The organism is Symploca atlantica LB2515, assembly GCF_052546295.1.
This window is the reverse complement of sequence record NZ_JBQWMT010000001.1, coordinates 4,927,499-4,952,403: the sequence shown is the minus strand read 5'-3', so window position 1 is coordinate 4,952,403 and position 24,905 is coordinate 4,927,499. Positions and strand designations below refer to the sequence as shown.

General features: G+C 42.5%; 19 protein-coding genes and 1 pseudogene. 12 read left to right on the top strand and 8 right to left on the bottom strand.

Translation table 11 applies throughout. From position 1 onward, the window contains the following. Positions 1-173 precede the first annotated feature (173 nt). From ACT7WV_RS20575 to coaE, 8 genes and pseudogenes are all read left to right on the top strand, one after another. Positions 174-416, top strand: coding sequence for a hypothetical protein (locus ACT7WV_RS20575; RefSeq protein ID WP_445104680.1), 243 nt, complete (start codon positions 174-176; stop codon positions 414-416). Positions 417-978: 562 nt separating this feature from the next. Beyond that, positions 979-1,953, top strand: coding sequence for a homogentisate phytyltransferase (locus tag ACT7WV_RS20570; protein WP_445104679.1), 975 nt, complete (start codon positions 979-981; stop codon positions 1,951-1,953). A 591-nt stretch (positions 1,954-2,544) separates the two neighbouring features. Continuing rightward, a complete protein-coding gene (locus ACT7WV_RS20565) occupies positions 2,545-4,899 on the top strand; it encodes a DUF6851 domain-containing protein (protein WP_445104678.1) in 2,355 nt (784 codons plus the stop codon). A 90-nt stretch (positions 4,900-4,989) separates the two neighbouring features. Then, positions 4,990-5,541: a lysozyme inhibitor LprI family protein gene (locus ACT7WV_RS20560; protein ID WP_445104677.1), complete on the top strand. Its 552-nt coding sequence runs from the start codon at positions 4,990-4,992 to the stop codon at positions 5,539-5,541. Between the two features lie 242 nt (positions 5,542-5,783). Next, on the top strand, positions 5,784-6,548 hold the full coding sequence (locus ACT7WV_RS20555) for a tetratricopeptide repeat protein (RefSeq protein WP_445104676.1): 765 nt from the start codon (positions 5,784-5,786) through the stop codon (positions 6,546-6,548). A gap of 314 nt (positions 6,549-6,862) precedes the next feature. Then, positions 6,863-8,671: pseudogene (cobA, locus tag ACT7WV_RS20550) on the top strand (uroporphyrinogen-III C-methyltransferase). A 115-nt stretch (positions 8,672-8,786) separates the two neighbouring features. Beyond that, positions 8,787-11,348, top strand: a complete 2,562-nt coding sequence (locus ACT7WV_RS20545) for an EAL domain-containing protein (protein WP_445104675.1) — start codon at positions 8,787-8,789, stop codon at positions 11,346-11,348. Beyond that, positions 11,342-11,938 (top strand): dephospho-CoA kinase, encoded by a 597-nt coding sequence (gene coaE, locus ACT7WV_RS20540; RefSeq protein WP_445104674.1) that lies wholly within the window; start codon positions 11,342-11,344, stop codon positions 11,936-11,938. Before ACT7WV_RS20545 ends, coaE begins: the two co-directional genes overlap by 7 nt. On the opposite strand, the gene ACT7WV_RS20535 is transcribed toward coaE, so the two are convergent. From ACT7WV_RS20535 to ACT7WV_RS20510, 6 genes are all read right to left on the bottom strand, one after another. Further along, positions 11,939-12,838 (bottom strand): helix-turn-helix domain-containing protein, encoded by a 900-nt coding sequence (locus tag ACT7WV_RS20535; RefSeq protein ID WP_445104673.1) that lies wholly within the window; start codon positions 12,836-12,838, stop codon positions 11,939-11,941. Positions 12,839-13,079: 241 nt separating this feature from the next. Beyond that, a complete protein-coding gene (locus ACT7WV_RS20530; protein ID WP_445105700.1) occupies positions 13,080-14,474 on the bottom strand; it encodes a TldD/PmbA family protein in 1,395 nt (464 codons plus the stop codon). Between the two features lie 29 nt (positions 14,475-14,503). Then, a complete protein-coding gene (locus ACT7WV_RS20525) occupies positions 14,504-16,312 on the bottom strand; it encodes a tetratricopeptide repeat protein (protein ID WP_445104672.1) in 1,809 nt (602 codons plus the stop codon). Further along, the gene (locus ACT7WV_RS20520) at positions 16,309-16,713 is read right to left on the bottom strand and encodes a response regulator (RefSeq protein ID WP_445104671.1); all 405 of its coding nucleotides are present in this window, start codon (positions 16,711-16,713) and stop codon (positions 16,309-16,311) included. Before ACT7WV_RS20520 ends, ACT7WV_RS20525 begins: the two co-directional genes overlap by 4 nt. After that, the gene (locus tag ACT7WV_RS20515) at positions 16,685-18,154 is read right to left on the bottom strand and encodes a sensor histidine kinase (protein ID WP_445104670.1); all 1,470 of its coding nucleotides are present in this window, start codon (positions 18,152-18,154) and stop codon (positions 16,685-16,687) included. The genes ACT7WV_RS20520 and ACT7WV_RS20515 overlap by 29 nt, the downstream gene beginning before the upstream one ends. A 414-nt stretch (positions 18,155-18,568) precedes the next feature. After that, positions 18,569-19,324, bottom strand: a complete 756-nt coding sequence (locus tag ACT7WV_RS20510; protein ID WP_445104669.1) for a phytochelatin synthase family protein — start codon at positions 19,322-19,324, stop codon at positions 18,569-18,571. Between the two features lie 192 nt (positions 19,325-19,516). Here ACT7WV_RS20510 and ACT7WV_RS20505 point away from each other — a divergent pair, with 192 nt between their 5' ends. Then, a complete protein-coding gene (locus ACT7WV_RS20505; protein ID WP_445104668.1) occupies positions 19,517-20,788 on the top strand; it encodes a hypothetical protein in 1,272 nt (423 codons plus the stop codon). Between the two features lie 244 nt (positions 20,789-21,032). On the opposite strand, the gene ACT7WV_RS20500 is transcribed toward ACT7WV_RS20505, so the two are convergent. Both ACT7WV_RS20500 and ACT7WV_RS20495 read right to left on the bottom strand, forming a co-directional pair. Beyond that, the gene (locus ACT7WV_RS20500; protein ID WP_445104667.1) at positions 21,033-21,875 is read right to left on the bottom strand and encodes a M56 family metallopeptidase; all 843 of its coding nucleotides are present in this window, start codon (positions 21,873-21,875) and stop codon (positions 21,033-21,035) included. After that, positions 21,875-22,297: a BlaI/MecI/CopY family transcriptional regulator gene (locus ACT7WV_RS20495; RefSeq protein WP_445104666.1), complete on the bottom strand. Its 423-nt coding sequence runs from the start codon at positions 22,295-22,297 to the stop codon at positions 21,875-21,877. The genes ACT7WV_RS20500 and ACT7WV_RS20495 overlap by 1 nt, the downstream gene beginning before the upstream one ends. A 266-nt stretch (positions 22,298-22,563) precedes the next feature. Here ACT7WV_RS20495 and petJ point away from each other — a divergent pair, with 266 nt between their 5' ends. The 3 genes from petJ to ACT7WV_RS20480 all read left to right on the top strand — a co-directional run bounded on the left by petJ (position 22,564) and on the right by ACT7WV_RS20480 (position 24,765). Further along, the gene (gene petJ, locus ACT7WV_RS20490) at positions 22,564-22,896 is read left to right on the top strand and encodes a cytochrome c6 PetJ (protein ID WP_445104665.1); all 333 of its coding nucleotides are present in this window, start codon (positions 22,564-22,566) and stop codon (positions 22,894-22,896) included. Between the two features lie 203 nt (positions 22,897-23,099). Further along, complete coding sequence (gene petE / locus ACT7WV_RS20485) at positions 23,100-23,492, top strand: plastocyanin (RefSeq protein WP_445104664.1); 393 nt, start codon at positions 23,100-23,102, stop codon at positions 23,490-23,492. Positions 23,493-23,835: 343 nt separating this feature from the next. After that, complete coding sequence (locus ACT7WV_RS20480; protein WP_445104663.1) at positions 23,836-24,765, top strand: tetratricopeptide repeat protein; 930 nt, start codon at positions 23,836-23,838, stop codon at positions 24,763-24,765. Positions 24,766-24,905: the final 140 nt, after the last annotated feature.

The following is a 24,905-nucleotide window of genomic DNA, read 5'->3' as shown; positions in this document are numbered from 1 at the left end:
TAAAAATCAGGAAACTTCCTTGTCATTAGCCTTGCCTAGGTTTTTAAAATTACATTGGTGAGATACAGACTGGAAGTATTGGGAATAATTGAAGACATAACTCTGAGAATTTGTCCCCTAAGTCATCTAGCTAATACGACTAACTTGTCTAACTCTTAACATCTAAAAAGTCAATGAACCCAATGAGACGGATTACTAGCTATCAAGCATTGTGGAGACCCCAAGAGAACAAGGGTCACTTTTGGTTTACTTACTACGACGGTGATAGACAACGCACTGAAGATTTAGACGCCGAAAGCTTTAAGACCATGCTAGAGGTGCTTGACACTGATAAGCCAATTTTTGCAGACCATACCACATCTGCTGTTGCCGTTCATTCAGAGCCCAATGATTTGAAAACAGGAGCATGGGCTTAGGGATAAATCCGCTATCAGTCTAGCCTAGTGCTGTCGGTAACCACAATATTTTAGAGGTAAATGAAGTAAAACTTGTTAGGTATTACAGTATCTAAAAGGGGATTTTCTCAGGGAAAGCTCCACTAGAGTTAGTTACTTAGCAGTAAGCTCTACAAGCTGTTGAGTTATATTTTGCTAGAATACCCCCCCATGAAACGTATTATTTAGATTGTAATATTTAACTCTTGCGAAGAGGAGCAATCAAACCAGGCGAATTTTAATTAATGTTTTTAAGGGCTGCGCTGAAACTGAGTAGCCTTCAAGAGATTCGACTAACTTGTTTAGAGCCAGTACTTTTTAAGAGGCTGACTGTGGATGAGGATATTGGTGAGTTCTGTTTGTTAACCGAGCTACCCCCTCCCTAGTTAATTCCCTAAAGTTGGTAGAGTAGCAAAGATTGTCAACTCTCACATAGTATATACTTGCTCACCTGGCGTTATGCTTGGCTAATTAACACAGACTATTTAACATCTTACCCCCTCAGGAGTAGGATATTCCTGGTCTATCGACTTTGACACGATTAATGAGCCAGATTTCTCCACAAACATCTACTAGTTCCCCTATCAATCTATTACAGCAGCCAGTTAGCTGGCTTTACGCCTTTTGGAAATTCTCTCGTCCCCATACAGTTATTGGCACTAGCCTCAGTGTTTTTGCCTTATATCTGATTACTTTAGCAGCCACAAACAGCAGCATAGCGCTGGCAAGTTTAGAGCAACTATTAGGCACTTGGGTAGCCTGTTTGTGTGGCAATATCTACATTGTCGGTCTCAATCAACTGGAAGATGTCGAGATTGATCAAATTAATAAACCTCATCTACCAATTGCTGCTGGGGAGTTCTCCCGCCGACAAGCACAACTAATTATCGGAATTACTGGCATTTTGGCGCTAGTGTTAGCCGGGTTACTAGGAATATGGTTGTTTTTGATGGTTGGTATTAGTTTAGCGATTGGCACAGCCTATTCTCTACCGCCATTAAGATTGAAGCGTTTCCCCTTTTTTGCAGCAGTATGTATCTTTTCTGTACGAGGAGCTATCGTTAATTTAGGATTATTTCTGCACTTTAGCTGGGTTTTGCAGGGACAAGAAGTAATGACACCGACAGCCTCAGTCTGGATACTAACGGTGTTTGTCTTGGTGTTTACCTTGGCAATTGCCATCTTTAAAGATATCCCTGATTTGGAAGGAGATAAACAATACAATATCTCCACTTTTACAATTCAACTAGGTAAAGAAACAGTGTTTAATTTGGCAAGATGGGTAATAACCATTTGCTATTTAGGTATGATAATTGCTGGTATACTCTTGCCTAAAGCAGTTAATCCCCTGTTTTTAGGCTCAACCCAGTTAGTGACATTAGGTCTGATGTGGTGGCGCAGCCAAAGTGTTGACTTGCAAGAAAAAAATGCGATCGCCAACTTCTATCAGTTTATCTGGAAACTGTTTTTCTTAGAGTACCTAATTTTCCCTGCAGCCTGTTTCTTGGCTCTGTACTAGCTGCATTAAGAAGCACTAATTCCTAATTACCGATGACAAAAAAATACTGGCAAAGCACTAACCCCAAAAACTAGTTGTGCCAGTATAAGTAGCCAATGGGTGTCCTTTGGCTACCACCGCCTCAAAGCTGCGTATTGACGAGCCTCTAAATGTGAATTAGATTGGCATCAAGTGCCTCTAGTTGAGTGTAGGGCGCTCATTGCAAAAATCTACTCTGATGCCTTCGTCTTCTACTGCATGACTACATAGGGTCAGCTACCTGCTTCACCTCTCTTCCAGACTAGTCTTAGGTATTCCTCTAGTCGGTAGGGAGAAATTGTTGAATCTACATAAGGCTTAGCAGTCAAAGCATCTATGCTCTAAATTTGGCAGGACTCGGAGAACCTACCAAACAAGGGTTTTCCTCGTTTTCTCAACATATTGATAAGCACTGTCAACCCAGTCTGTAAGTAAACACGCTTTCAGACAAAGTATCTGGTGGCAATAAATAAATACCAACAGAGCAATCAGCGTTAATCACTCTCACTCCCATCTTTAAGGGAGGGGATGAATACCTATTGTAATTCCTTCTTATCTATCATAGCCTCTAAGATGAATAATTCTAATGTTGCTGTTCGGTGGGTTGATGCCGCTTTACAGGCGGTAACTGACGCGGTTACTGGACCAACTATCGGCTCGCGAGCCTACGGCTTAGTCAGTACTGCCATGTACAATGCTTGGGCGGCTTACGAGCCAACAGCAATTAGTACCGAACTTGGAGATATTCTACAACGCCCGGAACAAGAGAACACCGAAGCCAATAAGAGCGAGGCGATTAGCTATGCAGCTTACAGGGTTCTTAAGGATTTGTTTCCTTCTCAGGTGGGCTTGTTCAATCAATTAATGAACGAACTGGGCTTTGACCCTAATAATACATCTACAGATAATAATAAACCTAGTGGTATCGGTAATATCTCGGCCAGGGCCTTACTAGCTGCCCGACGCGATGACGGCTCAAACCAGTTAAACGGGTACACTGACTATACAGGATATCAGCCAGTCAATACGCCCGATGAGATTATTAATCCAGACCACTGGCAACCCTTACGAACGCCATTGGACAACCCAAATGGCAAAGTTCAAAAGTTCCTAACTCCTCAATGGGGTAATGTTACACCCTTCGGACTAGATTCAGGAAAACAATTCCGACCTGGTGGTCCTCCCAAGTTTGGTAGTGAAGAATATCTCCAGCAATTTCAGGAAGTTGTCGACTTTAGCGCTAACCTGACCGATGAGCAAAAAATCATCGCTGAGTATTGGGAAGATGGCGTGGGAACTCCCTTTCCTCCTGGGACGTGGATGCAGTTTGGTAAGTTTATTTCAGAGCGAGATAACCATACTTTAGACCAGGATGTCCAGTTGTTCTTCGGGCTGGGTAATGCCGTTTTTGATGCGGGGATTGCTGCTTGGGAGGCTAAAAAATTCTACGATTCTGCGCGTCCGATTACAGGTATTGAAGCACTGTTTGCAGGGCAAAAGATCTCAGCTTGGGGCGGACCAGGAAAAGGCACAGTAGAATTAGACGGCTCAGAATTCATCCCTTACCAAAGACAGAATACCCCCACTCCTCCTTTTGCTGAGTATGTATCAGGACACAGTACCTTCAGTGCTGCTGCGGCTGAAATCCTCAGGCTATTTACAGGTAGTGATAACTTTGGTGGTTCAGATACAATTGCGGCAGGCACCTCTTTTATTGAACCCGGCCTGACCCCTACCGAAGATATCAGACTATCTTGGCCGACGTTTACCGACGCGGCAAATCAGTCGGGAATATCAAGGCTATATGGAGGAATTCACATTGCAGCAGGCAACCAAGACGGGTTAACTTTAGGCAGGAAAATTGGTGATGCTGTTTGGCAGAAAGGACAAGCTTTTATTCAAGGAGGTTCTGAGCCAATTACCCTTGAAGTAGCAGCCAACGACCTCTTTTTCCTCCAAGGGCCAGGCATACCCACCCAACTACAATTTACCCTTACTAATACCAACACCACTTTGGTGAATGAAGTAGGAGTAATTGTCGCGGATGATCACCAAGGGACAGTTGATGGTCTAACTCCAGGCTCACAAGGCTATCTAGAAACTGCCTTGCATAAAGCCAAAGTTATCTTAACAGCATTGCCAGATAAACTAGCAGGTACTGGTCTAACTCGTCAACTGAGTTTACCTACTGACAAGCATTTAATATTCTATTTAGTGCAAAATGGCACAACAGAAGGAGTGCTAGCGGGAACCCAGAGTCAAGAAAATGTTTTCTTTGGTCTGAATTCAGCTAATGCAGGTCAATCTGATCATCTTCAAGTTTCTAACCTAGGCGAAAACTTTTTTGAACTCGCTTGGGAAGAGGAAGTTAACGAAGATAAGCAATTTTTTGATGATTTAGTGCTAACTGTTCAGACAACAAAAGCTACCTCACTCACAGACTTTGTTTCTGCTCGGCAAGGAGAAAGAGAACTCCTAGATTTGAGTTTAAATGATGGTTTGGTAAAAGCCAACTTTGTGGTTAATCGCGACGCGGCTTTTGATAATACCTTTGGTTTTTATCAAGTTGCCAGTATTAATGGAGGTATTGACCTTGATAATGATGGTCAAATTGACCTTAATCCAGGGGAACAAGATTATGCCAAAATTGCAGTCGAACGGCGCGTAGATTTGAATGCAGGGCTTCCCGGTGGTGGTTTTCTCGCACCATTCTTGATTGCCGATGGTACACCGGAGGAATTCTTGGCCAAGAACCCAGCTAATCAGCCCGGTAAAGAACCTATCGCCTACTTCGCTTTCTTGGGGGCTAACCCAGATGGAAAGGATCACGTCCGTATGCTAGCGGACAATTGCTTTGGTTTTGAAGATTTGCCAGGGCTAGGTGATGCTGACTATAACGACTTAGTCTGCAAAGTTCAGTTTACCTAATTTTGTAGATCAAGAATAATAGGAATTGACATCCTCTATTGTTAGACGTTGAAATTTAACAACAGAGGAATGCTGTTAAATAGATAAATAATGCCAACCTTAAACCAACTGCGATTTTTGGCTGTAACTGCCGTCCTAATAACGCTCTCAGCGGGATGTTCCTCTGCAAAGCAACCTCAAGCTACCGCCTCAATTGTCACACCATCTATCGCCACATCAGCCAACCCTGCTAGTGGAACGGTAGAACAACCCCAAGCGAACAATCCCGCCAGCCCTACTTCCAGCAAAAATATTACCCCAGTGCGGCAGATAGCCGATAATAGCCAATCATCAGAGTGCAATCGCGCTCAGACTCAGAGAGAAATCAATGCTTGTGCCAGTTCTCAAGCCCAAGCGGCGGATGAAAAATTAAATCTAGTTTATCGACAACTTAGGGCAAAACTCAAAGGTTCAACCCAAGAACAACAACTTATTAAGGCTCAAGTTGCATGGATTAAGTTTAGAGATGCTGATTGTAAGTATGCTAGAGATCAATATCAAGGAGGTACATTTGCTCCTGCTGCTCAGGCATTTTGCCTTGCTAGGGTAACAGAACAACGCACTCAAAATTTAGAAGAGTATCTGGAACAAGCATCACTCTGATGGTAAAAATATCATCTCAATAGAACTTGTTTTGTCAGTTTATCGCACTTAAGAGTTCATTCCCATAACTAATCTGGGCTGAGGGGTCGATTAGCTCTACTGAACAATAAAAAGGGGTTGACTAACTATTGGTGTCGAGCACTCGATGTATTGGTATCAGATAAACTTTTTTACTCACAATGGCATTACCATAGGAGCTAGTTAGTTGAAGAAGAGTTGGCTAGAAGTGGTCGAGAGGCAAAATGGCAGAGATGACTCAACCAATTAATCTAATTGCTGCAATAACGGTTATTTTTATTGTAATTGTTCTAGCGTTTTTGGCAGTCAAGACAATAATTGTTTCCAACCTTTTTCAAAAAGGAGTACTACTCTATCAACACCAAGAATATGAAAAAGCTGAAGCGATTTTTAGTAAAATAATTTCTCAACAAAGCAGTAATGACATGGTTCGTCTACTGCTGGGCAAGACTTTAACAGAACAAGACAAGCTTGATGATGCTATTGCTGCATTTCGCGAGTTGATTCAACGCTCACCCAAAAATATAGATGCTTATTTACAATTGGGTGAAGCTCTCATTAAACAAGGTAACCCAGAAGAGGCGATCGCTCACTTCCAGGAGTTAATTCACCGACTCCCGAAAAATACAGAAATTCCCTTCAAGGTGGGAATTATTGTCTCTAAACTTGGTCGGTTAGAGGCAGTGATTGCTAATTACCGAAAACTGACAACAGAAACTCCTAAGCAAGCAGCAATTCATCTTAATTTAGCAAATACTCTCATGGTGCAAGGTAACTCAGAGGAAGCAATCCCGGAGTACCGAGAGGCAATTCGTCTCAAGATTAAAAAACAGGAAGCTTACTGGTACTTAGGCGATGCTTTAAGCCAACAAGGTGAACCACAAGAAGCAATTGAAGTCTGGCGACAAGCTATCAAAAAGAATCCTAGGGATAAACTAGCTCAGCAGAGAATTAGACGAACTCTACAGGAACAAATTAAATTGAGTTGATTGATCTTTTACAGTTAAGTAGTAAGAAATAATTAAAAATAAGAATACAAGCAAAAAATAGTTTAATTTAAGTACCAATCAGCAAATTAAAATTATTACTCTTCGCTCCGCTCAAGGGCATGCTTATTACCCTTCGCTCCGCTCAAGGGCATGCTTATTATTTATTACTTCAATCCAGACTATTTGTAGCATTTTTTTAAACTGGTATAATAGACATCTCTGATAATTAACCTGAAACCCCTGTACTCCTTGTACCACGGTTGCTAAATCTTAATTTCTGCAGATGTCTAATAGGGTGCCGGAACAAAAGCATAATGACCGAGCAAAAAGGCAAAATCTACATTGTAGGTGCAGGGCCAGGAGATATTAAGTACCTGACTGTACGGGGACAAGAACTCCTCACTCAGGCAGAAGTTTTAGTCTATGATGCTTTAGTCGATGCCTCAGTATTGCAACTAGTGCCAGCTAACTGCCTGAAGTTGGATGTTGGCAAAAGAGGAGGAAAACCTAGCAAAACTCAAGCAGAAATTAACCAACTGTTGGTAGAACAATACTTGCAAAAAAAGCAGGTAGTGCGACTCAAAGGCGGTGATCCTTTTATTTTTGGTCGCGCTAGCTCAGAAATTCAAGCTTTGAATGCCGCTGGCTGTCTTTTTGAAGTAGTACCAGGAATTTCCTCAGCACTAGCAGCACCTCTATTAGCAGGAATTCCCTTGACGGATCCTCTCCTGAGCAAGGGTTTTGTGGTTGTTAGTGCCCACCAGCCAGCAGAACTTGATTGGGAAGCACTGGCAAGGATCAACACTCTGGTAATTTTAATGGGAGGCCGTCACTTAGAGCAAATAGTCCAGTTGCTGCAACAGCATAAGCGATCGCCGACAACACCCATCGCTTTGATTCGCGCTTGTGGACGTCCTCAACAACAAATTTGGACTGGCACCTTAGCCAATATTGTTCAGCAAACGGCAGGTGTTTCTTTCTCACCAGTAGTAATTGTAATTGGCGAGGTAGTAGGACTAAGAGACTATCTGCGATCGCCAGAGTCAGAAGATTGAAGTTGGGAGTTGTATAGTTACCAAATGATTTGGATTATGGGTGATTATTTTGCTCCTAGTCAGCTATCAGTTGACTACTGAACCCCATCCCCCTTGTCTTCCTTGTCTTCCTTACTCATCTGCCGATAGAGTAACACCGCAAGTTGCCCAGGATTTCACCCTTCCCTAAAGGTAGGTGAGGAGGATAATCTTCTACCTATTAGTCTGCAATCTTTAAGCAAAATGCCATCTTCTGCCTTATCTGCCTTAATTGGTAAAACCATCTTAGTCACTCGCTCAGCTAGCCAGTCAGGTCAATTTAGTGAACTTTTGCAATTGTCCGGAGCACAAGTTATTGAAATGCCTGCTTTGATCATTGGCCCGCCTTCTAATTGGGAAGCTTTAGATCAGGCGATCGCTAATTTACCTAACTTCGACTGGTTGATTCTAACTTCGAGCAATGGAGTCGATTACTTTTTTGAGCGACTACTTAACCAAGGTAAAGACGCCAAGGCTTTAGCCGAGATCAAAATTGCTGTAGTCGGCAAGAAAACCGCTACTACTATTAAAGAGCTTGATTTAGAACCCGACTTTATACCTCCAGATTTTGTGGCAGATTGCCTAGTACAGAAGTTTCCAGAGTCAATCAAGGGTAAAAAAATTTTGTTCCCTAGGGTAGAAACTGGGGGGAGAGAAGCCCTAGTGCAAGAGTTTACAGCTCAAGGTGCACAAGTGACAGAGGTAGCGGCTTATCAATCCCAGTGTCCGACTACTATAGCACCAGCAGCTCGAGATGCCTTGCAACAGGGAAAAGTAGACGTTATCACCTTTGCTAGTTCCAAAACAGTAAAGCACTTTTGTCAATTATTGGAGACATCTTTACTGTCAGACTCTGGAGAATTGAGCAATCTCCACTCCTGGCTGCAAGATGTTTGCATTGCCTCAATTGGTCCTCAAACTTCCCTTACTTGTACCCAGTTACTAGGGCGAGTAGATGTCGAAGCACAAGAATATACTTTGGAAGGATTAACTGAGGCAATTGTCAAATGGTCAGCAGACAAAGGTAACTCTCATCAAAAAAATAGCTAGGGTTTCTTTGCTTCAGATTCCAGATAAAGCAACTGGGCTTTACAGTATTCTCAGTCACCATCAACTACTAAGTTTTAATCTGAGTGTTTACATTTACTGAAGCCCAGTAAGGAGAATGATAGATAAATTAGCTAACCAAAAGAACCTAGCAGGCAAAGTCTTATTCATCTATGGAGGTTTTGGCAGCCTCTGGATTCTATTTTCTGACTGGCTACTGAGATTTTTGAGTAATGACACGAAACTGTTCACACAGCTACAGACTTTTAAAGGATTGGCCTTTGTCCTACTTACCAGTGGACTTTTCTACAGGATCTTGAAGCAGGAAGAACAATCACAGCAAGCAAGTTACAGTATTTTGTTTACCGAAAGCAACCAGTTACTGGAAGAACTCCAACAAGAGAAAGAAGACTTAGCAGCCTTGAGTAGTGTTACCGCTAATAGCGTCAGCACTTTAAATCTAGAAGAACTACTCAATGTACTCCTCCAGCGCATTTTAGAAGTGATGCATGCGGATGCTGGAGTGATTCTTTTGAAAAAAGATAACCGTCTGGAAGTGCGCGCCTGTATTGGTATTGAGCAACAAACTTGCCCAGCTTATGCTGTTGCTATAGGGGAAGGTTTTGCGGGTAGAATTGCCGCAACTATGCAGTCGCTTTACATTGAAGATGCTCAGGCAGACTGTAGTGTAGTTGGTCAGTTAACCAAAGAGTCCGGTATTCGCACCATGTTAGGTGTGCCGCTAGAGCGTAATAGTAATTTAGTGGGAGTGCTTTATCTAGATTGGTTGAGTATTCATCCCCCTAGCGATCGCGAACTTAACCTGCTAGAAATTACTGCTGAACGGTGTACAATGGCGATTCTCAACGCTCAGTTGTATGAAGAAACCAAGCATTTACAAGAGCGCCTACAACTACAAGTTGACCAAATGCCCATCGGCTGTATTATCAATGATGGACAACTACGCCTAAAAGATTGGAATCCCGCCGCTGAGAAAATTTTTGGCTTTACAAAGGAAGAGGTGCTAGGGAAAAATCCTTGTGATCTCATCGTCTCACCCCAACTTCGCTCCCATATAGAAAATATTTATCAGCAACTGGCAACGGGTGAGACAACGGTGCATAGCATCAACGAAAACTTAACCAAAGATGGTCGAGTGATCATCTGCGATTGGTATAGTACACCCCTAAAGGCGACGGATAACTCAGTAGTGGGTACCCTCTCCATGGTGCAAGATGTTACTGAACGCCAACAGACAGAAGAAAAAGTGCGGCGTTATGCTTTTCATGAGCCATTAACAGGTTTACCTAATCGAGCTTGGTTCCTAGAGCGCTTAGAACAACTGATTGTCGGAAGGAAAAATCGTCAGTCTGGTTTATTCGCTGTCCTGTTTCTTGAGCTAGAGCGCTTTGAAATGGTTAAGTACAGCTTAGGTCACGCAGCGGCCGATCAACTGATGATTGCTACTGCCAAACGACTAGAGGCTTGCCTACAGCCTGATGATACCTTAGCCAGACTAGGGTCAGCAGAGTTAGCGATTTTGCTAGCGGATATCCAAGATCGGGAAGAAGTTACCAAAATAGCTGATCATCTTGATCAGCAACTGATGTTACCTTTCGACTTTGAGGGATGTGAGGTGTTTTCTAGTAGTAGCATGGGCATTGTGCTGTGCACTTCTCAACAGTCAGCCAGTGATCAGGAATGGCAACCTTGTCCTGTAGAATCATGCCCAGAAGCCTCCTACCCCCCTTCTTCAGCAAGACTATGGCCTTCCTTAACATGCGGGAAATTACCAGAAGACTTATTGCGCGCGGCTGATACGGCAAGGCATCATGCCAAGTTACACGGTTTAAAACCTTACGCGGTGTTTCATCCTGCCATGCACGAACAAGTGGTGGCGCGTTTTCAACTAGAAACTGACTTGCGACGGGCACTAGAACGTCAGGAGTTTCAAGTCTACTATCAGCCAATAGTGTCCTTAAAAACTGGTAAGATTAGCGGTTTTGAGGCTCTGGTGCGCTGGAACCACCCGACGAGGGGAATGGTATCACCCACAGAATTTATTCCCGTTGCCGAAGAAACCGGGATGGTTAATCTGATAGATTGGTGGGTAATTGGCGAGGCTTGTACTCAACTTGGCATTTGGCAACAAAGATTTGCTGCTGAGGTTCCTTTGACAATGAGTATGAATTTATCTGGCTTGCAGCTCACTCAACTCAGCCTTTTAGAGCGATTGGACAAAATTTTGCGGCAGACAAGCATTGAGGGACGCACTTTGAAGCTGGAAATTACTGAAACCGGCTTATTGAAAAATGTTAACTCCTCAACGGCGATGCTAAAGCAACTAAAAACTCTAGGAATTCAGCTCTCGATTGATGACTTTGGCACGGGGTACTCTTCCCTGGAACGTTTACATCAGCTACCGATTGATACCTTAAAAATTGATCGTTCTTTTGTCAATCGCCTCGGTTTTCAGGACAATAGCTTAGAGGTAATTCGGACAATTATTACTCTGGCTCACCGTTTGCAGATGGATGTTATTGCTGAGGGTGTGGAAACTACACTGCAATTATCACAGTTGCGCACACTTGATTGTGAGTATGGTCAGGGTTATTTTTTCTCTAGACCCCTAGACAGTTATGCTGCTGGAGAATTGCTCGCGGCTGAATGGCAATGGTAAAAAGGATTATTGGTCTCACAGGCGGCATTAGCACTGGAAAAACTACCGTCTCGAATTACTTAGCTAATGCCTGGACACTACCGATCTTAGATGCGGATATCTACGCTAGAGAAGCTGTACAACTGGGTTCGCCAGTATTAGCCAAGCTTGTCGAGCGCTACAGCTCTAGCGTTCTGCTAGCCGATGGTAAACTTAATCGCCAAAGCTTAGGAGCAATTATTTTTAGTGACTCAGTTGAGCGGCAGTGGCTAGAACAGCAGATCCATCCTTACGTACGCGATCGCTTTCAATCGGAACTCGCTACTCTGGTTGCTCCTACAGTGGTGTTAGTTGTGCCTTTATTATTTGAAGCCAAGATGACTGATTTGGTCACGGAAATTTGGGTAGTTAGCTGCACAAGACAACAACAGCTAAGACGCCTGGAGGAGCGCGATCGCCTCCCATCAGAGCAAGCAATTGCCCGGATCGACTCTCAGCTACCTTTGCCAGAAAAAATAGCTGGTGCTGATGTCGTTCTAAACAACTCCTCTACACCAGCAGATCTACTCAAACAGGTAGATTTAGCCTTAGGGTCACTCCATTCTGCTTAGCTACTGATTGGGGGTGAAAGTCATTTCCTTAACAGCACCAACTGCTCCTAAGAGTTTTGGTTGCTGTTGGTTCAAAGAATACTCTACACCACCAGCATTACCAGATCTCAGAGTCAGTTGTTTTTGGGCAGTCCAAGTTTGCTGAGCTCCTTTGTCTAAGATGCCCTCAAACTCAGTTTTGCCATCAACTATGACTCGCAGCCAAGATTTCTCCTCCAGATTTACTGCCAATTTAATCGCTTTACTAGCCTGAGAAGCTGGTGATGCTTTAGGTGATGGAGATTTAACAGCCAAGGGTGCAGGCGCAGGAGTTTTAGGGACTGTAGAAGCTACAGTTGTCGAAGCAATGGAGTTGTTCGTGAATTTTTGCTGCTGAGTGGCTGATGCTTTTCTTGCCTCTGTAGAGGATTGGAGTGTCTGTGGTCTATTGATTAAATAAAGCAGTCCACTGGCAGCTGCGACAAAGAATAAAATGTAGCTTAAATAAGGTTTGATAACTGCTGCGCGTGGTTTGAGAGCTATCGCCTGTGCTGTCTGAGATTTAACGGCGGCTACACGAGAAGAGATGTCTATCGAGGGAGACTGAGGAATCTGCTGACTAGATGCATCTGGTTTTATTGGTGTGATATTAATTGGTGTGACATTAAGAGGAAAGGTTTTGGCTAAAGCCATACCATCTAAATTGAGGCAATCTGCATAGCGACGAATGAATCCCTGAACAAACACAGGTTCAGGTAATTGATCCGATTGCCCTTCTTCGAGAGCTTTTAACAAACGCGAGGAAATAAACGTTTTGTTAGCTACTTGCTCTGTCGATATTGACTGCTCTTGTCTAATTTCTCGTAGATAGGCACCGATTTTTTTGAGTTGCTCAGCTTGAGCCGGATTTAAAGAATTCACCTGATAATCACTCTGCCAAGGAATACACAACTAATTTTCTTTTAAAAAAATTAACAGCTCACCATTATTTAGTGAAGCTGTTAAAAAAATTATCATACTATTTGGCAAAGTAAAGTTAATCAATTCTGGTGATCGGAGCCATCGTCTCGGCTGGTGATGTCAGTTCTCGATTGAATCCCCTTGTCATTTGTGTCCCCAAGAGTCCTTTGAGCCAAAGGAAAACCACCTGCATCTATTATCTTTAAGCCTCTCCTCCAACAACCACATCGCGAATCCGCAAACTCGGTCCCCCACAGCCTACTGGCAAACCACCTTGCCCTGCTTTGCCACAGCCACCGGATTCATCCCAGTAAAAGTCGTCGCCAATTGCTTCAATATCTGCCAATGTTTTGAAGACATTCCCAGAAAGAGTGACATCCCGCACCGGTTCAGCCAATTTGCCATTGCGAATCATCCACGCTTCACCAGCGCTGAAGGTAAACATTTCGCCATTAGTCATACCACCCAACCAGTTGCGGGCATAGACGCCTTCGTTAATTCCCTGAAATAAATCCTCTACTGGTGTTTTCCCTCGCTCAATCCAGGTATTGGTCATGCGCACGATAGGAGGATAATGGTAGTTAAGACAGCGAGCATTACCGGTTGGTGTCTCTGCTAACTTGCCGGCCGTTTCGCGAGAGTGAAGACGCCCGACTAACATGCCGTCTTTAATTAGCTGAGTTGTAGTCGCTGGGGTGCCTTCGTCGTCGTAAAAGTAGCTGCCACGATGTCCTGCTGGTGCAGCGCCATCAAAGATTTGTAACTCAAGCGGCCCAAAGCGACGACCCATGCTCATAACTTCTAGCAAATCTGGGTTTTCATAGGCCATGTCAGCTTCGGAAAGGTGTCCGAAGGCTTCATGAACAAACAAACCCGTGAGGATCGGGTCAATGACTACGGTATAAATACCTCCCTTAACGGGTGGTAAGGAGAGAGCATTTGTGGCTCGCTTAGCTGCACTACGTACTTGTTCGTCAAGCTGGGTAAGATCTTCGTAGGCTTTACGAGAGCCAGTAGTTTCTCTACCAGTTTGCACAATGTCGCCGTTACGGGCGGTGGCGGCGAAGCGCATTTCCATATCTACCCAGGATTGATCGATGAGAGTGCCTTCGGAAGTAGCAATAATCACTCTTTGGGTACTATCGCCATAACTTACAGAGGTGGTAGTGATGCGGTGATCAAGGTTCTTGAGGATGGCGTTGTAGCGATCGCAAAGTTCTTTTTTTTGAGCCAGAGGGATACTACGGGGATCGGTACCAGTTAAGGGAAGTTGGCAAACGTCCTGCACTGGCTTAATCGGAGCAAGTATAGTTTGCTCGTCACCGACAATTCGCGCTGCTGTTATTGCTTCCTCAACTCGCTCTTTGATAGTAGAAAGCTGATTGAAGCTAGCAAAGCCCCACCCTCCTTTGTAACATGCCCTTACTTGTCCACCAACGGAAAGACCTTCACTGAGGGTTTCCACTTTATCACTGCGCAAAGAAATGTTGGTTCCTTCCGACTCTTCTAAACGAATTGCCAGGTAATCAACTTGGTGGCGATATTGAGTAATCAGTTCAGAAAGTAAATTTTTAGCGTTAGTCAGTACAGTTGGCATATAGGGAAGCAAGAGCAACATAACTAGATCTATTGTGCAATGACGGAGTTACCCTGCGCTACTGCGGGGAGTAAAGGAGCAGCATTTTCGCTTATTTCTAGTGTCCTTTGCTGGTGAGAGCGTTTTAGATAAATCTCTGCGGCTCGATCCCAGGGATTTTGACGCAGACATTCCTGAAAGTATTCTGCTGCTTTTTTAAAGCTATGACGATAGTAAAGTAGTAAAGCTTCTTCAAAGATGGTTTTTGTTGCTAATTTAGCCTGTCGGATCTCTTCTGGTTCGCCGTCCAAAACTTCAAAAACGGCGACGGATTTTGATTTGCCTTTCACTTTAACTTGATCAAGCAAGCGGATAGCATACTGAGTAGGGTTTTGTAGGCGAGCAAAAGTGTGATGAGAGATTAATAAATTTACGCCATAATCTTTAGTTAAATTTTCTAGACGAGCTGCTAAATTAACGGCGTCACTAATAACAGTACTATCCATTCGGGAATGTCCCCCAACCGTTCCTAGCATCAAAGAACCGGTATTGATGCCAATGCCAATTTTGAGGGGGGGACGCTCTGGTCTTTGGCGAGTTGTATTATATTCTGCCAAACGGTGTAGCATGGAAATCGCTGCTTTGACAGCGTTATCTGCTTCACCACTAAACAATGCCATAATTTCATCGCCAATATATTTATCAATAAAACCTTGGTATTCAATAATCGCTGGTTCCATGCGGCTCAGATAGGCATTAATAAATTTGAAATTATCCTCCGGCGTCATTTTTTCTGAAAGAGTTGTGAAGGAGCGAATATCGGAAAATAGTACCGACATCTCCTGTTGCACTTGGTCGCCTAATTGGACATCGATAATACTTTTTTTGCCCAGAAATTGCAGGAATTGACGTGGCACAAAGCGGGAAAAAGATTGATTCAACTCAAAGAGTTCTTCAGTAAACTTTTCTCGTTCAGCTTCTGCTTGTTTTCGTTTGGTAATGTCTTGAAAAGCAGCGAGAGCATAAACTAAACTGCCTTCTTTATTATAAATTGGCGTTCCCCAGGCTTCTATAGGAATAATCTTGTCTCCTGTGTGAATTTCTATATTATCGGCAGTAGTACTTTCGCCTTTTAATGCCCGTACCAATGGCAATTTTTCTGAAGGGTACACTTGAGTAGTTCCTGCGATATAGTGTTGATAAACCTCAGCTATTTGCTCTGCTGTGGCTTCCAAGACAACTCCTTTACCTAATAATTCCTGAGCTTTTTGATTAATGTAGTAGGGAGTACCATTAGCATCAATTACTTCCACTCCCACTGGCATGGCTTCTAAGAATTTGGTTAAGCGACTCTCGTTTTCATGTAATTTAGCAATTAGTACAGCTTGCTCATGATTCAATTGTTCTAATTGTTGATTCATTTGCTGTAGCTTGACATTTTGCTCCGCCAGTTTTTTATCCTGAAGATAGCTATGCACTGCCTCTATAACTGTTAATTGCAGGTCTTCAGACTGCCATGGTTTAGTTATATAACGATATAGCTTAGCATGTTTTATGGCATTGCCGACGGCCTCAAGTTCCGCTTTCACTGTCAACATTATTTTGATAGTTCTCGGTGATATTTGGTGAATCAATCTTAGTAATTCATCACCTTTAATACCGGGCATAATATAATCGGAAATTACCAAGGCAATTTCCCTTTTTTCTTCTAATAATTCTGCAAATAAACTTAGAGCATCTTGACCATTATCAGCAGTTTCAATAATATATTCATTGCCTACTGCTCGCTTCAGTTCTCTTTTGAGAGTTTGCAGTACATTAGGTTCATCATCTACACAGACAATGACAGGTTTATTCATGACTTTGATATTGTTTTTAAACCAGATTTAATCGTTTCAATTAATTCTGTAGCACTCCAGGGCTTGCACAAATGGCAATACATATTTGCTTGAGTATTAGCACGTCTAATAGCTTTTTCGTCAGCTTGACCAGTTAATAAAATTTTGATGATATCAGGAAATTTTTGGTGAACACCAATTAAAAATTCATCTCCTTTTATTCCAGGCATTAACCAATCAGAAATAATTACCAGGATTTCTGATTTATTCTTTTCTAGTTCTTCGATAAGTATCATTGCCTCATCGGCATTTTCTGCTAATTCATAGACATAAGTGTTTCTAAATTCTGTTTTTAACTGCCGCTTTAGGCAATCTAAAATCATGACTTCATCGTCAACACATAAAATTACTGGCTTGTTCATAGTGGCTTTCCTCTGTCATTTTGATCGGAATAACTATGGTAAATGTGGTTTTACTGGGTATCGAATCAACTAAAATTTTGCCTTGATGCTTTTCAACAATCCTCTTAACTATATCTAATCCCAAACCATTTACTTCTTCTGTAAATTTAGTGGTGAAGAATGGCCGGAATATTTTCTGTTGCATTCCCTGAGGTATACCTGCACCGCTGTCAGTGATACTTATCTCTACATTCTGAGCACGCTGTTTAACATCAATTCTTAATATCCCCTGATTGTTCATTGCCCACAAAGCATTATGAACAAGATTTATCCATACTTGGTTGAGTTCATAAGGATAGCAATCTATAGGTGGCAAAGCATCATAATTTTTAATTACTTCTACGCCCTGTTTTAATTGGTGTTGGTAAAGAGTCAAAACATTTTCAATACCTTGAATGATATTTGCTTTCATTTTGCTATCTGACTTCTGATAAGAAGCATAAATTTTTAATGCAGATACTACTTTTACAGCCTTATCTGTTGCTATCAGGATAGTTTTTACACTTCTTTGTAGATTCGTAAATTGATAAACTTCATTTAAAATATTTTGACTTTTATGTTTTTTTAAGAAGGGCAAGAATGATTCAACATCGTTATAAATGCCTATATCTACCAGGGTGTCAGAAATAAGATCAGCGTTGGTAATGTTTTCAGAGGTAAACTGCTCAATTAACTTTTTTTTAAATTGTCGTTTTTCTCGACTAGAGAAAATTTTGTCTTGCTGAATAGCCTTTCGGAATAGGATGAAGAAATCCTCTTGTTCCTGAGTAGATAATCCTCTAAAAAAATCTGGCAACTGTTCTAACTGTTTACTTAGAAATTCAGTAATATTATCTACAGATGAACGAATTACTGCCAGGGATGTATTGAGTTCGTGGACAATACCTGCAATCAGTTTGCCCAAAGCTGCTATCTTCTCCGATTCTATAAGCTTATTTTGAGTTACCTTCAGTTCTCGTAAAGCTTTTGCTAAAGCCTCATTTTTATCCTTCAGACGCTTTTCCAGGCGACGCATTGCTAAATGCGTTTCTACCCTAGCTAAAATTTCAGCAGCTTGAAATGGTGTAGTGATATAGTCAACTCCACCAACATCTAAAGCTTTTATCTTATTGCTTGTGTTATTGAGGTCGCTGATAAAAATCACCGGAATGTCACGAGTTACTTCATTTGCTTTTAGCTGTTCGCAAACCTGATAACCGTCTATGTCCTGCATTACGGTGTCCAGCAAAATCAAGTCAGGGCTTATGCTTCGTACTACTGAGAGTGCTAATCTACCGTTTAGGGCTGGTTGCACTTGATAGTTCCTAGCTGACAAAATATTGACCAATAGCTGCAAGTTAGTAGCACTATCATCAACGACTAAAATTTTGCCTTTGTTCTTTTCTGGTAAAGGGTTGTTCATGTTAGAAAATGTTTGATAAGTTATCTTTAGTTAAATAAATTGATTGATTTTAAGAGTTCACAATTCTTAAAAAATAATTCTTCAAAATATATTATTAACCATCTTTTATAACTCTGACCAGAATAAAATAAAAGATGTTTTCAGAATAATTAGCGCTCCTTTCCAGGAAAGAAGATCATATTATTTACTAGATCACAGCCAAAATAAAATTAGTACTTGTTTTTTCTCATTTCAGTATTGCCCTGTTGTCGCTAAACTCATTGAGCAGTGACAAGGGATACAAAGTTTATCTGAAGATAAACTCTAGCTATTTTATTCTCGAAAAATTCCTGTGTCTTAGTAGGGGTAATTAGTAAATCCTTAATGATCTCCTACTTCCCTGTTAGCTATTGACAGCTAGAGAACTAATATCGATTAGCGTTGGTTTAACAGCACAAAACCCCGCGTTTTGCCAGAAACCGGATCTACCGTTGCTGTTGCCTGCCAGAGTTCTTCTGCTGTTACCCACACTGGGGGATATTTATAACGGGAAACATCCAGGATGAGAAAGCGATCCTCTTGTTCGTTGTAAGCGGCCACAGGAGAGATATGTCCCCCTGTTTCTTGACCAATTGCTTTGCGCAAATAGTTAACTAAGACAAAATTTCCTGTTTCCTGCAAATTCTGAGCCAGTAGTCGGCGAAACTCTTCTAGAGTTACATCGCCACCGTGGTAGACTTGCGCTTTTACAGGATAACTTTCTAAAAGTTGACCCAATTCTTCTAAAGTCATACCCTGACGAGCAACAACATCAGGTGTTATAACTTTTTTAGCCTGTGAATTGAAAAAGTTCTCTTGAGTGAAGAAGCGATATTGACCAAACCCAGGCGATTCTGGTGCAGGAATCGAGAGGGCATTGAGTACCATCACAATACTAGCAACTCCACAGTAAGCAAGGTTTTCTTGAGTGATAAAGTGAATACTGAGAGGCAAATAGTCTTTTCTGGCTTGACTAGTCATCAGTAACTGCTCTCCTTGGGGAGAGTTTAGATCAATCAGGTTCTCAGTGAGAGTTGGTGTCTGTGCCAGCAGTCCTCTACTAAAAATACTGATACTTATACCGATGATCAATGCTCTTAAGGGTATACCGATAATTTTCAATGAACTAATTCGATAAATCCTGGAGTTCATGGCATCTTTCCCTCTAAGTGTGAGTTAGCAAGTCAGTTTTTTGTGTGAACATAGATTAATGTTTCGCATTGTGACATACTCTGCTTTGTCCTGGAGGGGGTGGTTAGAGATTAACTAATGCGAACTATCTTATGCCAACTAGCAAGCTCTCAGCGGTAAAATGAGCTTCGCTGCTGATCAACAATACGAAGTATGACCGTTTCTCAATGTCCGGTTTGCCAAACTGAATACGCCGCAGGCAAGATTGATTGCTGTTCGGTATGTGGTTGGGATTTGACGCCCTATCCAGCAACTTTATCTGAAGAATTTTTGCAAAAAGAAGGGACGAAATTAACTTGGGCAAAGCAGATGTGGGTTAAGTTGCAGTCCCCTCCAGGTGGGCAACATGCCCGATTATCCTTAGAAGAGCAGTTGGCTGAGATTCAGCAACAGCTTAAGCAAGCTAAACAAGAGCGCCAGATATTGCTATCGGAACTACAAAAGCTGCTTACCCAAACAAAGCCCCTGGAACTCCAGCAATCAGAGCAATCTCTGGCGTTGGAGAATGCTCCTCTTGACTTAGGCAACTTAAACTATACATTAACTGAGAAAAAGTTCACCTTAAAAGGACACGAAGACTCAGTTTTATCTGTTGCTATTAGTCCGGATGGACAGACTCTAATAAGTGGTGGCTATGACGATCTAATTAAAGTTTGGCATCTCGACACCGGAGAAGAAATTCAGACATTTAAAGGGCATAATAAGTCAGTATTATCTGTTGTCATTAGCCCTGACGGACAAAAATTAATTAGTAGCAGTTCCGACAATACTATTAAGATCTGGGAGTTAGCTACAGGAAAAGAAATTATGACACTAGACGAGCATTTAGACTCAGTTTTGTCTGTTGTCGTCAGTCCTAACGGTAAGACTTTAGCTAGCAGTAGTTCTGATTGCACTATCAAATTATGGGAGTTGATCACTGGATACGAAATCCGTACCTTGACAGGACATAACGACTCAGTTTTATCGGTTGCTATTAGCCCTGACGGACAGATACTAGTAAGTGGTAGTTCCGACGATACGCTGAAACTATGGAATCTGAAAACAGGAAAAGAAATCCGTACCCTAAAAGGTCATGAAAACTCAGTTTTATCTGTTGCCATCAGCTCAGATAACAAGACTGTGGTAAGTGGCGGTTATGACAACATCATCAAAGTGTGGGATTTTAAAACTGGAGAAGCAATCCGTAACCTTAGCGGACATAAGGATTCGGTATTAGCTGTTGCTATCAGTCCAGACTCCAAAACCATAATCAGTGGCAGTTCTGATCAAACAATCAAAGTGTGGGATCTAAAAAGTGGAGAAGAAATCCGCACTCTTAGTGGTCATTCTAGCTCTGTGATTGATTTGGCAATTAGCCGCGATGGCAAGACTGTCGCTAGTTGTAGTTCTGACAGAACAATTAAAATTTGGCGTTTGCCTTAGTAATATCCTCTAGAGTTAATCCTAATCAGGATATCGCGATGACTGCTTTTTTTTGCATTTTACTAAAAAGCAGACTAGAGCAGTCCCTGGTCAAAGTAAAGATGACGTCTAATTCAGAGGTAACTAAAATGACTAAATTTCTAGCTCATTCACTAGTAGTCTTGTTACCCTTTTTCGCTAAATTTTGCAATGATTATACCGAGGAATTTCTCAATCAGGAGTAGGTGTTTTCTGCTTAGAGCGATTAACTATGAAATGGCACAGTTACTAAAGGTAACAACCCTAAAATTACCCAACTCCAAGCCCACGAGCTGGAAGCAGTAGATAAGTCTGGCTCTTCTAACAGCGCGTCGATTCTTTCTTGTAGGCGATTAGCAGGAGCCTGGCGGCTGAAAGCTGCACAGAAGCTTTTTGAGCCAATCATGGGCGCGCTGACTACAGTCAGCAATGATTCTGCTAAGACTAAGGCATCTACGCGTTCTGCTGCCCAGCGATCTGCTCGGATTTCCCTCAATATTAGTAGTTCTTGCCATAATGCCTCAGTATTCGGCAACCAGCTACTCAGCCGACGCAACCAACCCAACCAGAAAAACCAAAAAGTGTCTCTGTAATAGAGATGAGCCTGCTCATGGGCTAAAACTGCCTCTAAATGAGGCGGCTTTAGTTCCTGCAAAAGTCCTTGACTAATAACTAGTTCTGGTTGCCATAAGCCAATCTGGGCAATAAATAGCATCGGATGCTCTAGTAAACGAGCTGGTATCCCATCTAAGTCAATCTGGTGATAACTACGGATTCTTTGCACAGACTCGCTAGCCTCCAAAGCTAGCCTTAAGCCAAAAACAACGACTAAAACGACCCATGCCACAATCAAACAGTAGCTTAACCAGTCAGTGTGCAATCCCATCATTTTCCCCTGCGGCCCCATGCACAGCACAGCTAGGGCAGTCATAATCAGCAGTAGAGGCGGCAACAAAAAGAATAATAGCGCTCGTTGCCAACGTTGTGTCCAGTTACCACTTGCTTGATACCAGTTGCCTCTAAGCCAGCACGCCAGCCCAACTGCTGTCAGAATCATGATTAAATGCATTACCCTTCCTCCTCTCTTGCTTGACGTGCTGCTTTCAGCCGCAGAGCGATCGCTTCAATTTGCTCGATGCTGGCAGTGTCCAAGCTATCAGCAAAAGCCGCAACCACATCCGGGTTGCCTATGGCGAGAAATCGGTTGAGCTGCTCATGAGCTTGTAATACCTGTGCTTCTTGGCTAGATAGCAAAGGCTTCCAGTAAAAGACACGTCCTTGTTTATCACAAGTTAGCCAACCTTTTTGGGTGAGGCGACGCAGCACCGTAGTGACTGAAGTATAGGCTAACTCTCGATTGGGATCACTCAAAATCAGTTCATGCACGTCCTTAACCGTGGCACAACCTAGTTCCCAGACGATATGTAATATCTCCTGTTCTAAAGGGCCAAGGGAGAGTTGTTTGGGACGGTGATCGGGCAAAGGAGTCATGAGTAGTTTTAGGTGTTTTGGCTAGAGGCAATCATCTGCTAGTACAGGATGGCGGAAGTTTAGCAACTGTAGTGCGGGCATCTTGCCCGCGTGAGCGAGACGCTCACACTACGGGTTGGCAGATTAAAGCCGAGGTCTACTAGATTACAGGCTTTGCTGTAAAGTTTGACGGCTTGTCTTTTGACTTGTACGGTTGCCTTCCTCTGTAATAATAATCGGCACTGTTACAGCTTACTGGTCGTTGTCATAACTAGAGGAGAATGCACATGAGAAAAATTTTTACGGTTGCTTTGTTGGTGATCGCTTTTTTGAGTTTTGCCTTGAGCCGTCCTGTTTTGGCAGGTGATGCGGCATCTGGTGCCAAAATTTTTGCGGCCAACTGTGCCGCTTGTCACATGGGTGGTGGCAACGTGATCATGGGAAATAAAACCTTGAAGAAAGAGGCTCTAGAAAAGTATGACATGAACTCACTAGAGGCAATTAGCTACCAGGTGACTAATGGCAAAAACGCTATGCCCCGTTTTCAAGGCAAACTAAGTAGCCAGGAAATTGAAGATGTTGCTAGTTATGTTTTAGAACAAGCTGATCAGGGCTGGTAGTTCCAGAACGCTTCACGAGCAAGGCTACTGCGCCTTACCCACTCAGATCAATTTGCCATAAGTACAAAGCTTGTCATCCCAGGCTATAATTGCTCCTCACAGTGATCGAGGAGTGAGTGATTTTTGCTGCTTAGGCTCCGTTGGTGCTCAGTTGTTCTAAAATCTTAATGACGAAGAATTCTGCGCATCTTTAGGATAAAACGATGAAATTTAGAGCCACAATGCTACGCAAGCTGGGTTTGCTACTGTCTACTGTTGTGTTGGTAGTTGCTAGTTTTGCCCTAACAGCTTCCCCTGCGGCAGCAGAAACTTATACAGTTAAAATGGGTGCAGACAGTGGCATGCTGCAGTTTGTACCCAGCACAGTAAAAGCCAAGCCTGGTGACACAATCAAGTGGCAGATGAACAAACTTGCTCCTCATAACGTTGTCTTTGATGGCGACTTAGCAAAGTCAATGTCTAAAGACAAATTATTGTTTGCTCCTGGTGAATCCTATGAGTCAAAAATCCCTGAAGGCACTCCCTCAGGCGAATACACATTCTACTGCCAACCTCACCGTGGTGCTGGTATGGTTGGCAAACTAGTTGTGGAATAGTCCCATATTCGATTAATCCTGGGAGAGTAAAGTCTAGAATACCGTGTATAGAAGGAGGTTGTCTTTCTTTGTGAAAAGGGGAAGACAACCTCCTTCAAGCTATTTGAGAGCTAGTAAACTTCTCTATTCCACCTGACAAAGGCTAAATTTTGTCTCCCAGTTGCCATGATTACAAGTTTGACAGCTCGTCTTTTGACCTTGAGAGCTGTAGCCCTGACAATGAAAGCAAATTTAGTACTTACTCTCTCTCTAGAGAGGTGAATAAAGCGAAAAAAATATGTGGGTTATCGAGTACTAATTCCCATATCTAGTATATTGCTCTGTAGCAATTTATTCAGATAATATGAGTCACTTTTTCCGAGCCTTTTTCAGCTTCGGTGTCGCTGCGTTGCTCATTTTTATGCCGTTGACTAAGACAGCCCAAGCAGCACCAGTAAATAGCGACCAGATGAGTGCCAGTGAATTTTTTGAACTAGGCGTAGACAAAGCTCAACAAGAAAAATATGCACCAGCAAAAGCTTATTTTACCCAAGCAATTAAGCTGAAAGAAGACTTTGACGCTGCTTACAGTAATCGGTGCTTAGTCTACCTTAAATTAAGGAATTACACAAAAGCCATTGAAGATTGCACTCAAGCGGCACAACTCAATCCCGATAACCGTGAAGCTTATCTCAACCGAGGGCTAGCCAATTACAGACTGGGGCAATATCAAGCTGCTATTTTCGATTACTCCCAGGTTACAAAATTAAAATCTGATGATCATCGCGCCTACTACAACCGAGGATTGGCGCATTTTGAATTAAAAGATTACACAGCGGCGATCGCCGATTATGAGCAAATTTTAAACAAAAATCAGTGGCCTTCTGATCTTCCGCTGGCAGATATTTATAACGACCGTGGTTTAGCTCAGCTAATGTTAAATAACTTACCAGGCGCGATCGCCGATTTTGATCAGGCAATTAGTCTTAATAATAGCGATCACCGAGCTTTCTACAACCGAGCTTGTGCTTGTCACACTGTAGGTGACTATCGAGGCGCAATTCGAGATTTTTCACTAGCACTGCAACTAGATCCTAACCATGCTGAAGCTTACGTTAATCGGGGTCTAATTCGCCATCAGCTTGGCTATCAGCAAGCAGCGATGTCTGATCTGAAAGCCGCATCCCAACACTTCCAACAGCAAGGCAATACAACGGCTTACCAACAAACTCTAGATTTGATTGAGAGACTACAAAATTTGCTCCAGTTGTCCGAGCAAAGTGCGATTGGCTGAGCAAGACTGTTTTGATTTTGAGGTCTAACTTTCCCTTTTTTAATTTGACTACTAAATCGCCTCCCCGCTAGCTCTAGATTACTCAGATAATGTTTTGCTAGACAATAACACTAGGATTAAGTCCGATTTATACCCTAACT

Bases quoted from the DNA above. Each gene is read 5' to 3' on its own strand.
- ACT7WV_RS20575 (WP_445104680.1), top strand. From the start codon at position 174: ATGAACCCAATGAGACGGATTACTAGCTATCAAGCATTGTGGAGACCC.
- ACT7WV_RS20570 (WP_445104679.1), top strand. From the start codon at position 979: ATGAGCCAGATTTCTCCACAAACATCTACTAGTTCCCCTATCAATCTA.
- ACT7WV_RS20565 (WP_445104678.1), top strand. From the start codon at position 2,545: ATGAATAATTCTAATGTTGCTGTTCGGTGGGTTGATGCCGCTTTACAG.
- ACT7WV_RS20560 (WP_445104677.1), top strand. From the start codon at position 4,990: ATGCCAACCTTAAACCAACTGCGATTTTTGGCTGTAACTGCCGTCCTA.
- ACT7WV_RS20555 (WP_445104676.1), top strand. From the start codon at position 5,784: ATGGCAGAGATGACTCAACCAATTAATCTAATTGCTGCAATAACGGTT.
- ACT7WV_RS20545 (WP_445104675.1), top strand. From the start codon at position 8,787: ATGATAGATAAATTAGCTAACCAAAAGAACCTAGCAGGCAAAGTCTTA.
- coaE (WP_445104674.1), top strand. From the start codon at position 11,342: ATGGTAAAAAGGATTATTGGTCTCACAGGCGGCATTAGCACTGGAAAA.
- ACT7WV_RS20530 (WP_445105700.1), bottom strand. From the start codon at position 14,474: ATGCCAACTGTACTGACTAACGCTAAAAATTTACTTTCTGAACTGATT.
- ACT7WV_RS20525 (WP_445104672.1), bottom strand. From the start codon at position 16,312: ATGAATAAACCTGTCATTGTCTGTGTAGATGATGAACCTAATGTACTG.
- ACT7WV_RS20520 (WP_445104671.1), bottom strand. From the start codon at position 16,713: ATGAACAAGCCAGTAATTTTATGTGTTGACGATGAAGTCATGATTTTA.
- ACT7WV_RS20515 (WP_445104670.1), bottom strand. From the start codon at position 18,154: ATGAACAACCCTTTACCAGAAAAGAACAAAGGCAAAATTTTAGTCGTT.
- ACT7WV_RS20510 (WP_445104669.1), bottom strand. From the start codon at position 19,324: ATGAACTCCAGGATTTATCGAATTAGTTCATTGAAAATTATCGGTATA.
- ACT7WV_RS20505 (WP_445104668.1), top strand. From the start codon at position 19,517: ATGACCGTTTCTCAATGTCCGGTTTGCCAAACTGAATACGCCGCAGGC.
- ACT7WV_RS20500 (WP_445104667.1), bottom strand. From the start codon at position 21,875: ATGCATTTAATCATGATTCTGACAGCAGTTGGGCTGGCGTGCTGGCTT.
- ACT7WV_RS20495 (WP_445104666.1), bottom strand. From the start codon at position 22,297: ATGACTCCTTTGCCCGATCACCGTCCCAAACAACTCTCCCTTGGCCCT.
- petJ (WP_445104665.1), top strand. From the start codon at position 22,564: ATGAGAAAAATTTTTACGGTTGCTTTGTTGGTGATCGCTTTTTTGAGT.
- petE (WP_445104664.1), top strand. From the start codon at position 23,100: ATGAAATTTAGAGCCACAATGCTACGCAAGCTGGGTTTGCTACTGTCT.
- ACT7WV_RS20480 (WP_445104663.1), top strand. From the start codon at position 23,836: ATGAGTCACTTTTTCCGAGCCTTTTTCAGCTTCGGTGTCGCTGCGTTG.